At 65.4% G+C, this 13,918-nt stretch carries 1 pseudogene; it reads right to left on the minus strand.

Features of this window, described 5'->3' with window-relative positions:
- Window positions 1-13,518, minus strand: a pseudogene (locus AB0I14_RS20880) (amino acid adenylation domain-containing protein); the annotation flags it as partial.
- Window positions 13,519-13,918 lie beyond the last annotated feature (400 nt).

Here is a 13,918-nt window from a genome sequence, read left to right on the forward strand (position 1 = left end):
TCACACTGCCCTCAACATCACCCGCGACGATCTCCCGGAACGACGCATGCACCGTCGTCTCGGTAATCCCATACATATTGATCAACCGCGCCGACCCCTGATGACCCTCCAACCACCCCCGAAGCCGCTGCGGCTCAAGAGCTTCCCCACCAAAAACCACCGTCTCCAACTTCAACTGACGGCCCAACTCAGGAAGCAACGCATCAGCCGACTGCAACGCAAAAAACGCCGACGGCGTCTGACTCAACACCGTCACCTGCTCAGCGACCAACAAGGCGAGCAACTCTTCGGGCGCTCGTGTCACCACCTCAGGCACCACCACCAACCGCCCGCCAAACAGCAACGCCCCCCATATCTCCCACACCGAATAGTCGAACGCCAACGAATGACACTGCGTCCAAACCTGACCCGCCAGCCCCAACTCCGCATCCAACGTCCCCAACAGCCGAGCCACGTTGCGATGAGTGATCGCCACACCCTTCGGCACACCAGTCGTGCCCGACGTGTAAATCAAATAGGCAACATCGTCGGCGACAGTCGCGGGCAACGGGCCGGTGTGCGCAACGATACCCGGATCGTCGATATCGACAATCGTCACAACGCAATCCGTCAGCCGTCCGGCCAAACCACTCGTGGTCACCGCCACAACCGGCGCCGCATCATCGAGCATGAACCGGATCCGCGCATCAGGATGCATCGCATCGATCGGCAGATATGCCGCCCCCGACTTGAGCACCGCCAGAATCGCGACAACGGCCTCTGCCGACCGGGGCAACAATACCGCCACACACTGCCCCGGCCTCGCACCGAGGTCAACGAGCGTGTGCGCCAACCGATTTGATTCGTCGTCCAACTCGCGATATGACATCGAGCGACCGCCGAAGGTCACCGCCACCGCCTCCGGCGCACGAGCCACCTGCGCAGCGAACAACCCCGGAATCGACGCCGACACAACGATCGGCTCAGTCAACACCGCGCGATTACCCCACTCGAACAACTGGGAGTGTTCGTCCTCGTCCAAGAAATCCATCGATGACAAACGCCGGGTCAGATCAGCAGTCACGACGACGCCTCCGCCTCGGCGGTCATAGCCATCAGCACCCGCCGCAACCGATCGATCAGTCGCTCGACGGTCGCCTCGTCATAGACATCGGTACGAAACTCCACTGTCCCTCCGATCCCGGCCGGCTCACCGGTCTGACTCCACCGCTCCCCCAACGCGAATGTCAGGTCCGTACGCGCGGTGTGGGTCTGCGCGGGCAGCGGTGTCACCCGTGCATTCCCCAGCGTCAGGCCACCTGCGGTATCGGCACTGTGCTGCCAGGCCAGGTTCTGCCAGGACAACATGACCTGTACCAGCGGATGATGGGTCAGGCTGCGGGTCGGGTTGAGCCGATCCACCACAACTTCGAACGGCACATCCTGGTGCTCGATGGCTTCCAGGCCGCGCTGCCGCACCTGGTCCAGCAGCTCGCCGATGGTCGGATCTCCGGCGAAGTCGACGCGTAGCACCAAGGTATTGACGAAGAACCCGACGAGGTTGTCCAACGCCGGATCTGTGCGGCCGGCGATCGAGATACCCACCGCCACATCGGAGCTCGCGCCCAGCTTCGACAGCAGCAGCGCCAGCCCGGCCTGTACCACCATGAAACTGGTCGCATTCTGCTGACGAGCAAGCCGGGCGATCCGCTGCTGCAGCTCGGCGGGCCACTCGACCACCAGGGCGGCCCCGCGATAGTCCGCCACCGGCGGATACGGCCGGTCCGTCGGCAACTCCAGCCGCTCCGGCAGCCCGGCCAACGCTTCCTCCCAGTACGCCAACTGCCCGGAGATGCGACTGTCGGTGTCGGAGAGATCACCCAGGTACGAACGTTGCCACAGCGTGTAGTCCGCGTACTGGGCCGGCAGGGGTGACCAGTCGGGGAGCTGGCCCGCGCATCGACTGGCGTAGGCCGCGCCGAGATCCGCCACCAACGGGGTCACCGACCAGCCATCAGCAGCGATGTGGTGCACCACCGCCACCAGCACATGTTCATCCTCGGCGACACGGAACAGCGTGGCCTTCAGGGGCAATTCGGCCGACAAGTCGAACGGGTGACGCGCGACTGCACCGGCGGCCTCGACCAACCGGTCTGCGGGCCAGTCGGCCGCATCGACCACCTGCCAGCACACGTTGGCGCTTTCGGCCGGCACCACCAGTTGCTGGGGCGCATCGCCGGCCAAGGTGAACAGTGTGCGCAGGCTTTCGTGGCGACCCACCACATCTGCCAGCGCCTGGCCGAGCGCAACGGGATCGAGATCCCCGCTCAGTTGCAAGCCCACGGCCAGGTTGTAAACCGGTGATGGGCCGTTCAATTGGTCGAAGAACCACAACCGCTGCTGGGCGTATGACAAGGGGATGGTCTGCGGGCGTGGCATCACCTGCAGCGGCGGGCGTACCGCGTCGCTCTGTTGGCGGTCCAGGCAGCCGGCCAGCCCTCCGACGGTGGGTGTGTCGAACAGGAACCGGACGGGCACGTCCTTACCGAGCGCCGACTGCAGGCGCGCGCTGACCCGGATGGCGATCAATGAATCCCCGCCCAGGGCGAAGAAATCATCATCCAGGCCGACCTGGTCGAGGCCGAGCACCTCGGCGAACACCTCGGCGACCGTCTTCTCCGTCGGCGTCTGTGGCGACCTGAATGTGGTGGCCGAGAACACCGGCTCGGGTAGGGCCTTGCGGTCGGTCTTGCCCGAGGACGTCAACGGGAACTCCTCGAGCACCACAATCTGGCTCGGCACCATGTATTCGGGCAATCTAGCGGCCAACCACTGCCGTACCTCGCTGACCTTGCTGTTGGTGTCCGGATCATTGGCGTAGGCGCTGCGCTCATGCGACCCGCCCGCCAATAGGTACAGGTCGGTCAGCACCGGCGTGCGCCCCTCACCGGTGGCAGCGACGAAGACCGCGTCGACGGTACCGGGGTGCGCGCCCCAGGTGACTGCGACGTGGTACCCGGCCGCATCACCTATCTGATACAAGAGTTCGGGTGTGACCGCGTCAGCTGCCGAGGCGTCGGCATCGACTTGGGCCAACGCCTCGGTCACCGAATGCCCAGCGGTAAGGGCGTGTTCGAGCAACACGTCGGCGATCACCCCGGCACGGGGAATCGCACTGACCCGCACCGCTCGCGGCCGCTGGGTCGTCAACTCGACATGCAGCCCGCTCAGCCCCGCACAGTCGGTCCATGCCCAGATGGGTGCGTCGGCCAGCGAGCACACCTGGGTGGGCGACTTGTGGACGACGACGTCGTAGCGGTACCGGGTCAGCTCATTGTCGGCCTCCCCACGCTTGACCTGGATGCCCAATCCGCCAACCACAGGATGCTCGGCCGCCCAGGTGGAGAAGAATTCAGGGGACAGCAGCAGCTCGGGTTCACCGAGGACCGCGCGCTGCACACGCTGGCGGAGATCGTCAGTGTCCGTACCGGAGCCGCTGCGCGCCAACGCGATACCCGTCTGGAATGCACCTTGCAGGCTGTGGTTGCGCACATCGCCGACGAACAACGTTCCGCCCGGGGCCAACAGCTCCACAGCGTGGTCCATGACTTCGGTCAGATAAACCGCATTGGGGAAGTACTGGATGACCGAGTTGATGATGATCGTGTCGAAGTATCCTTGCGGCAGCCCGTCGACCACATCGGCCGGCTGCACCTGCAACCGGACCCGGTCTCCCCATGGTTGCCCGGCCACCGCCGATTCCAATGTCCGGATGGTCGGCGCGGAAAAGTCTGTCCCCCAATACTCCACGCACTTCGGAGCGATCTGCGAGAGTACGAGCCCCGAACCCACGCCGAGCTCGAGTACCCGCTCAGGCCGAAGCGCCAGAATCCGATCGACGGCACCTGAGCGCCATTCCTGCATCTGATCCAGCGGAATCGGGTCCCCGGTGTAACTGCTGTTCCAGCCCCGGAAATCGCTGCCGAACTCGACCACATCGAGGTCGGCGTCATAGAGCTCGTCGTAGACGTGTTGCCACTGATCGACGACTTCCGCATCATGATCAGCACTGCTGGCGCGCTCCAAGGCGACATAAGCGACCAGGTGATCAGCGGCATCGTTGTGGTAGACCGCGGCAGCGGCACGGCTGACTTGCGGGCAGGCCAGCAGGGTGTTCTCGATCTCCCCCAATTCCAGCCGCTGTCCGCGCAGCTTCACCTGAGCATCCGCACGACCCAGGTAGTCCAGGCTCCCTGCCGAGGTCCAGCGCACCAGGTCTCCGGTGCGGTACAGGCGAGTGCCGGGGGCACCAAAGGGGTTGGCCACGAATCGGTCTGCGGTCAGTTCCGCGCGGCCCACATAGCCGCGCGCAACCACAGGACCGGCCAGATACAGCTCACCCACCACTCCGACCGGGGTCGGGTTCAGCCGCGCGTCCAGCACCAGCGCGCAGGTACCCGGGACCGGGGCGCCGATCCGCACCGGCTCCCCGACCGACAACGAACTCCAGGTAGCCCAGATGGTGACCTCGGTCGGACCGTACGCGTTGAACATCCGCCGATCCGGCGCCCACGCGGCCACCAACTCGGCCGGGCAGGCCTCACCACCGGTGACCAATGTTCGCAACCCGCCCAACCGGGTGCGGTCGAGCGTTGCCACCACAGTCGGGGTGATCAACGCGGCTTCGACCCGCTGATCCTCGATCACCGCCGTCAGCGCCTCGCCCGCATAGGAATCCGGCGGTGCCACCACCAACGCCGCCCCCGAAGCGGCCGCCCATAACCATTCGAACACCGAGGCATCGAACGTCGGCGCTGCCACCATCAGCACCCGCGCACCCGCACCCACCCCGAACAGCTCGCGATGGGCCGCGGCCACCCCCAGAACCCCGGCATGGCTGACCGCCACACCCTTCGGCGTACCGGTGGAACCCGATGTGAAGATCACATAGGCAGCATCGTCAATACTCAATGGCGCCAACCGATCCGCGTCGCTGATCGGTTCCGCAGAGATTCTCGACACGTCCAGTGCGTCGACGTCCAAGACCGGGCGAGTGCCGGCTCCGGCCACAGGGTCGGCGCCACGGGTCAGTACACACACCGCCTCCGCGGTGTCCAGCACGGTGCCGATCCGCTCGGCCGGGTGCGCCCGATCCACCGGCACATACACCCCACCGGCCTTCAGCACCGCCCACCATGCGATCACCAACTCCGCACACCGGCCCAGCGCCACACCGACCGCACGCTCAGGCCCCACCCCGACGTCGATCAATACCCGCGCGAGCCGGTTGGAAGCCTCATCCAGCTCCCGGTACGTCCATTCACGCGGCCCATCGACAACCGCCAAACCATCCGGTCCGGCAGCCACCGCCGCAGCCAACAACTCCGGGCCCAACCCGACCGGCGCGATGACATCAGCACCAGACCACTTGTGCGACACCAAATCCCGCTCTTCGTGATCCAGCAGGCCCACCTCGCCCACCACCACCGACGAATCGGCCACCACAGCCTCGGCCACCCGGCCGAACCAACCCACCAACCGCTCGATCGTGGATCGATCGAACAGATCCGTGGCATAGGTCAGCACTCCGGCGGCCCTCGGCGCGCCCGACTCCTCGTCGGGCACCTCCCTGATGTCGACATCCAGATCGAACTTGGCAGTGCGGGTGACCATCGACATCGGCTCGATGCCGGCGCCCTCCAGGATCACCTCGGGGCGCACGTTGTTCTGGTAGACCAGGGCCACCTGGAACAGCGGATGGTGCGACGTGGACCGTGTCGGGTTGAGCCGCTCCACCAGCAACTCGAACGGCACATCCTGGTTTGTGTACCCATCCAGCGCCTTCCGACGCACCTGATCGACCACATCGCTGAACCGCTGCTGTGAGTCCAGCGCCACCCGCAACACCCAGGTGTTGACGAAGAACCCGACCAGATCCTCGAGCGCCTGATCATTGCGACCGGCGATCGGGGTACCCAGCGCGATGTCGTCACCGACCCCCGCCCGGTGCATCACCACCGACATCACGGCCTGCAAGACCATCGACACCGTTGCGTTGTGCGCCGCGGCCACCGCCTTGAGCCCGGCCCAGGTCTGGGGATCGATGCGCAGGTCCACTCCGTCGCCGCAGTAGCTGGGCGCCGGCGGGCGCGGCCGATCCGTGGGCAGCGACACCACTTCCGGTAGGCCCGCCAACTCCTGCCGCCAATAGGCCAACTGCTCAGAAATACGGCTGTCCGGATCGGCGATATCTCCCAGATGTTCGCGCTGCCACAGCGTGTAATCGGCGTACTGCACCGGCAACGGTGACCAGGCAGGGACCTGCCCGCCGCACCGGGCGGCATAGGCGACGCCCACGTCCCGGACCATCGGCGCCATCGACCAGCCATCGAAGGCGATATGGTGCAGAACAATTCCGAGCACGTACTGTTCGGGGCCGACCGCATAGATCTGCGCCCGCATCGGGATTTCCGTGGCCAGATCGAACCGGTACCCCGCCAGAGTGATCAACTCGCCGACAACATCGTCCTCGGCTACCGGCACCACCGCCTGGCCTCCGCGACGCCACAGCCCCGGCTGCGTCGGCAGCACCTTCTGTGACGGCACACCATCGACGTCGGGGAACACCGTGCGCAGTGACTCGTGGCGGGTGACCACATCATCCAGAGCCGCATCGAGCGCCTCCAGGTCCAACGCGCCATTGATCCGGAACGCGATCGGCATGTTGTAGGTCGCCGCCCCGCCCTCGAACCGGTTGAGGAACCACAGCCGCTGTTGGGCATAGGACAACGGGATGACGGCCGGCCGCTGTTGCGGCAGTAGCGGTTCGCGTCCACTGGAGCCGGTGCCGATGCGGGGTGCGAGTTGGCTGACGGTGGGTGCGTCGAACAGGGCGCGGACGGCCATATCGACGTCCAGGCTGGTGTTGACCGCGGCGATGAGTCGCATCGCCGACAGTGAGTCTCCGCCGAGGTCGAAGAAGGAGTCATCGATCCCGACGCGGTCGATCCCGAGAACCTCGGCGTAGATGCCGGCGAGGATTTCTTCGGTGGCAGTGGTCGGGGCACGGTAGTGGTCGGTGTCGCTGTACTCCGGTGCGGGCAGAGCTCGTTTGTCGAGCTTGCCGTTGACGGTCAGTGGCAGCGCGTCGAGCGGTACCACCGCCGCGGGCACCATATAGGCCGGCAGCCGCCGTGAAAGCTGCACGCGGACCTCGGATGGGTCAGCGGTTCCGGTCAGGTAACCGACCAGGCGCTTGTCGCCCGGACGATCCTCACGGGCGATCACCACCGCCTGCTGCACCCCATCGAGATCGGCGAGTGCTGTTTGGATTTCACCGAGTTCGATGCGATAGCCGCGGATCTTGACCTGCTCATCGGCACGCCCGGCATACCGCAACTGGCCATCCTGGCCCCACGAGACCAGGTCTCCCGTCCGATACATCCGGGCGCCAGGTGCGCCGAACGGACAAGGAACAAAACGTGATCCAGTCAGACCGGACCGCCGTACATATCCGACACCGACGCCGCGGCCGGCCACATACAGCTCACCCACAACACCCAGAGGCACGGGACGCAACCGCCGATCCAACACAAACAAGCCGGCACCGGGCACCGGCACACCGATCGGCACCACACCCGACCCGGCCTGTAGCGGGGCACTGATCGTGGCATACACCGTCGTCTCCGTCGGCCCGTACCCATTGATCAACACCCGCCCCGGAGCCCAGCGGTCCACCACGTCGACCGGGCACGGCTCAGCCGCCACCATCAACGCCGACACCGAACCCAGAACGGCAGGATCCAAAACCCCCACGGCAGAGGGAGTCTGACTCAACACGGTCACCCGCTCGGTGACAACCAAGTCCTGCAGCTCCTGCGGTGAGCGAGTGACCTGTTCCGGCACCACCACCAGACGCCCGCCGAACAGCAGGGCCCCCCAGATCTCCCACACCGAGTAGTCGAACGCCAGCGACGAACACGCCGCCCACACCTGCTGCGGCCCCAACTCCACGCCCACATCAAGGCCGTCGAAAAGCCGCGTCACGTTCTGATGCGTAACTGCAACGCCTTTCGGCACCCCCGTCGTTCCCGACGTGTAAATGATGTGCGCGACATCGTCCGGCGCTGGCACCGGCAAAGCGACGGCGGGCTGCACATCGATACGGGGATCGTCGACCTCGACCACCGGCACGCCGCATCCGCCCAACCGCTCGGCCAACCCACCCGTGGTGATGGCCGCGACCGGCATCGCATCAGCCAGCATGAACTCGACCCGGGCGTCGGGATGCCCCGGATCGATCGGCAGATACGCTGCCCCCGTCTTGAGCACTGCCAAGATCGCCACAACAGCCTGCGCCGAGCGCTCGAGCAGCAGCGCCACGCACTCGCCGGAGCCGGCACCCTGGTCTATCAACGTGCGCGCCAGGCGGTTCGACGCCTCATCAAGCTCGCGGTAGGTCATCGACCGACCGTCGAAACGTACCGCTACGGCATCCGGAGCCTGCGCCACCTGCGCGGCGAAAACCTCCGGAATCGAGGACTCCACCACCGGCCGGTCCAGCACCGCCCGATGACCAACCTCATCCAGGCGCGCACAGTCAGCGGCGTCGAGCACATCCACGGACGACAACCGCATCGTCGTGTCGGCCGTCATGGCCACCAATACCCGTTGCAACCGCACCAGCAGGGTGTGAATGCCGGGAGCGTCGAATACATCGGTACGGAACTCGACTACGCCGCCGATCCCGGCCGGGGCACCGGTCTCCGTGAAGCGTTCAGCCAGGGAGAACACCAGATCCATACGTGCGGTTCGGGTTTCCGCATCCAAGGGCGTGGCCTGGACATTGCCGAGCACCAAACTGGAAGCCTGATCCGCGGCAAAGTTCTGCCACGACACCATCACCTGTACGAGCGGATGATGCGTCAGGCTGCGAGCCGGGTTGAGCCGCTCCACCAGCAACTCAAACGGCACATCCTGATGTTCGAACGCCGCCAGGCCGCGCTGACGCACCTGCCCCAGCAGGTCAGAAACGGTGGGATCGCCGGCCAGATCCAGCCGCAGAACCAGGGTGTTGACGAAGAATCCCACCAGTTCGTCAAGTCCCGGATCACTGCGTCCAGCGGTCGCAATTCCCACCGCCACATCGGAACTGGCGCTCAACTGCGCGAGCAACGCCGCCAGTGCGGCCTGAACCACCATGAAACTGGTTGCGTTGTGCTCACGCGCCACCCTCGCCACCTGCTGCTGCAACTCAGCAGGCCAGTCCACCACCACACTGGAACCCTGATAATCGGCCACCGGCGGATACGGCCGGTCCGTCGGCAACTCCAATCGGTCCGGCAACCCCGCCAATGCCTGCTCCCAGTAGGCCAACTGCGTGGCGATCACACTGTCCGGATCAGACTCCGAGCCCAGCCAGTCCTGCTGCCACAACGTGTAATCGGCATACTGCACCGGCAACGGTGACCAATCGGGGGCGCGACCCGCGCACCGGCTCGCGTAGGCCGCATCCAGATCGGCCACGAACGGCGTGATCGACCAACCATCGGCAGCGATATGGTGAACCACCGCCACCAGCACATGTTCGTCCTCATCGACCCGGAACAGGGTTGCACGCAATGGGATCTCGCCACTGAGATCAAATGGGCGACGCGCCACCGCTCCGGCTGCCTCTTCCAATCGATCTGTCGACCATCCGGTGGCGTCAACGATCTGCCAGGCCAGTTCTGCCTGCCCGGCCGGCATCACCAGTTGCTGCGGAATACCGTCGACCGCGCCGAATACAGTGCGCAAAGTCTCGTGTCGCCCCACTACGTCCGCCAGTGACCGCCCCAGCGCATCGGCATCCAGCCGACCGCTCAACCGCAATGCGACCGGCATGTGGTAAATCGCCGACGGCCCCTGCAACTGCTCCAGGAACCACAACCGCTGTTGGGCGTAGGACAACGGGATGACAGCTGGACGCTGTCGAGGGGTCAGCCGCTGACGTCCGCCCGTGCCCGCCTTGATCTGCGGTGCCAGTTGAGCAATCGTGGGAGAGTCGAACAGGGTACGGACGCCCACGTCGGCGTCCAGGCTGGTGTTGACCGCGGCGATCAGTCGCATCGCCGACAGGGAATCACCGCCGAGGTCGAAGAACGAGTCCTCTATTCCGACGCGTTCCAGCCCGAGCACCTGTGCGTAGATGCCGGCCAGGATTTCTTCGGTGGGAGTCGTAGGAGCACGGTAATGATCCGTATCGACGTACTCCGGCTCCGGCAAAGCTCGTTTGTCGAGCTTGCCGTTGACGGTCAGCGGCAGCGCATCGAGGACCACGACCGCGGCAGGCACCATGTAGGCGGGAAGCCGCTCGGCCAGCGCCGTCCGTACGTGCGCCGGATCCGCGGTGCCGGTGACGTAGCCGACCAGGCGCTTGTCCCCGGGGTGGTCCTCGCGCGCGATCACAACCGCCTGCTCGACACCATCTAGATCGGCCAGCGCTGTTTGGATTTCGCCGAGTTCGATGCGGTAGCCATGGATCTTGACCTGTTCATCAGCACGCCCGGCGTACCGCAGCTGCCCGTCCGGGCCCCACGAGACCAGATCGCCGGTCCGATACATCCGCACACCGGATGCAAAGGGACACGCCACAAACCGGGAGCCGCTCAGGCCCGCCCGGCCCAGATATCCGACACCGACACCGCGGCCGGCCACATATAGCTCACCGACCACGCCGGCAGGGACTTCTCGCAGCCACCGATCAAGGACGAACAACGCTGCCCCCGGTACCGGCACGCCGATCGGCACCACACCCGCACCCGCCTGCAAGGGGGCGCTGATCGTGGCATACACCGTGGTTTCGGTCGGCCCGTACCCGTTGATCATCACCCGGCCCGGCGCCCAACGATCCACCACCTCGGCAGGACAAGGCTCAGCAGCCACCATCAACGCGGCTGACTCCAGCCCTTCCGATGCCAACATCCCTACCGCCGAGGGGGTTTGGCTCAACACACTGACATGCTCGCCGACCAGAAGTGCCTGTAGATCTTGCGGCGAGTGTGTGGTCTGCTCGGGCACCACCACCAGCCGGCCGCCGAACAGCAGCGCTCCCCAGATCTCCCACACCGAGTAATCGAACGCCAGCGACGAACATTGGGCCCACACCTGGCCCGGGCCCAACTCCACACCCACATCAAGGCCGTCAAAAAGTCGCGTCACGTTCTGATGCGTAACCGCAACGCCTTTCGGTACACCTGTCGTACCGGAGGTGTAGATGATGTGAGCGATATCGTCCGGCGCAGGGACGGGCAGTGCGGTGGCCGGCTGCACATCGATACGGGGATCGTCGACCTCGACGACCGGCACGCCACGCCCATGAATCCGCTCGGCCAACTCCGTGGTGGTCACCACCGCCGCCGGCTTCGCATCGGCCAACATGAACTCGACGCGGGCATCTGGCACAGCCGGATCGATCGGCAGATACGCTGCCCCCGTCTTGAGCACAGCCAATATCGCGACGACCGCATCGGCTGAACGACCCGTCAACAGGCCGACGCACGCACCCGGACCGGCGCCCTCGCTGATCAACACGCGCGCCAACCGGTTCGACGCCTCATCCAACTCGCGGTAGGTCATCGACCGACCGTCGAAACGTAGCGCCACCGCGTCCGGAGCCTGCGCCACCCGCGCGGTGAACACCTCCGGAATCGAGGACTCCACCACCGGCCGGTCCAGCACCGCCCGATGACCGATCTCATCCAGCCGTGCCTGCTCGGCAACCTCGAGCATGCCCACTGCCGACAAGCGCTGAGTCGTGTCGGCCGTCATCTCCACCAATACCCGCTGCAACCGCTCGATCAGCGTTTCGATGCTTGCCGCGTCGAACACGTCGGTACGGAACTCGACCACCCCGTCGATCCCGGCCGGCGTACCGGTGTCGCTGAAGCGTTCGGCCAGAGAGAACACCAGATCCATACGGGCAGAGCGGGTTTCCGCCTCCAACGGGGTGACCTGCACATCACCCAGCGCCAGCCCGGCGACCGGATCGCCATGCTGCCATGGCAGGTTCTGCCAGGTCACCATGGCCTGCACGAGTGGATGATGGGTGAGGCTGCGAGCCGGGTTGAGCCGCTCCACCAGTACCTCGAACGGCACATCCTGATGTTCGAACGCCGCCAAAGCACGCTGGCGTACCTGCTCCAAGAGTTCGGCGACCGTTGGGTCCCCACCCACATCCACCCGCAACACCAACGTGTTGACGAAGAACCCGACCAACTCGTCCAGTGCGGGCTCACCGCGGCCGGCCGACGCGATACCGACCGCCACATCGGAACTGGCGCTCAACTGTGCCAGCAACGCCGCCAGTGCGGCCTGAACCACCATGAAACTGGTTGCGTTGTGCTCACGCGCCACCCTCGCCACCTGCTGCTGCAACTCAGCAGGCCAGTCCACCACCACACTGGAACCCTGATAATCGGCCACCGGCGGATACGGCCGGTCCGTGGGCAACTCCAGCCGCTCCGGCAACCCGGCCAGCGCATCTCTCCAGTAGGCCAACTGATCCGAGATCACGCTATCGGGATCAGATACCGATCCCAACCAATCCTGCTGCCACAACGTGTAATCGGCGTACTGCACCGGCAACGGCGACCAGTCAGGGACATCACCGGCACACCGGCTCGCATAGGCCGCGCCGAGATCACGCACCAGCGGCGCAATCGACCAACCATCGGCCGCGATATGGTGAACCACCGCCGCCAACACATGCTCGTCCTCGGCAACGCGGAACAGGGTGGCCTTGATCGGGATCTCACTCGACAAGTCGAAGCTATGGCCCGCGGTCGCATCGATGGCATCATCGAGCTGACGGTCTGACCAACCGCCGGCATCAACGATCCGCCAATTCAAGTCAGTCTGTTCAACGTCGACAACAATTTGGTGCGGCACCCCGTCAGCCGATCCGAAGACGGTGCGCAAGCTCTCCTGCCGGCCGACCACATCGGCCAGCGCCGCGCCCAATGCGTCCGTATCCAGTCGGCCCTGAAGCCGCAACGCAATCGCCATGTTGTAGATCGGCGACGGGCCCTGCAGTTGCTCCAAGAACCACAACCGTTGCTGGGCATACGACAACGGCACGGACTCGGGACGCTTCTGCACAGTCAGCGATGGGCGGGCTATTCCATCTTGATGCCGGTCCAGATAGTCGGCGAATCCCCCGACCGTGGGTGCGTCGAACAGGTACCGCACCGGAACATCCCGACCGAGCGCCGACTGCAGGCGCGCTGTGACCCGGATGGCGATCAACGAATCCCCGCCCAGGGCGAAGAAATCGTCATCAAGGCCGGCCCTGCCGAGTCCCAGCACCTCCGTGAACACCTCGGCAACGATCTTCTCGGTGTCTGTCTGCGGGGCACGGAAGGAGGTTGCGGCGAATGTCGGTTCGGGCAGGGCCTTGCGGTCGATCTTGCCCGAAGAGGTCAACGGGAACTCGTCGAGCACCACGATCTGGGTCGGCACCATGTATTCGGGCAACTGTTCGGCCAACCACTGGCGCACCTCGCCGACCTTTGCGTTGGTGTGTGGGTCGTTGGCGTAACTGCCGCGATGACGCGAGTCGGTGGCGGCCTGGTAGAGATCGGTGAGGGCCGGCATCGCCTCGCCGTCGGAGATCGCGATGAAGGCAGCATCCAATGTGCCGGGTTGCGCACCCCATGTGACCGCGACGTGGTACCCGGCCGCCTCGCCGAGCCCGTACAGCAGCTCAGGAGTGACGACATCCTCGGCGGCAATGGTCGAGTCCGCATGCACGAGCGCCTCGGCAAGTGTGAGCCCCGCGGCGAGGGCCTGTTCAGTCACCACATCGGCGAAGACCCCGGCACGAGGAATCGCGCTGACCCGCACCGTGGCCGGGCGCTGGGCCGTCAACTCGGCATGCAGGCCGCTCAGACCCGCACAGTCC

This window comes from Mycobacterium sp. NPDC050441 (assembly GCF_040655355.1).
Taxonomy (GTDB): domain Bacteria; phylum Actinomycetota; class Actinomycetes; order Mycobacteriales; family Mycobacteriaceae; genus Mycobacterium.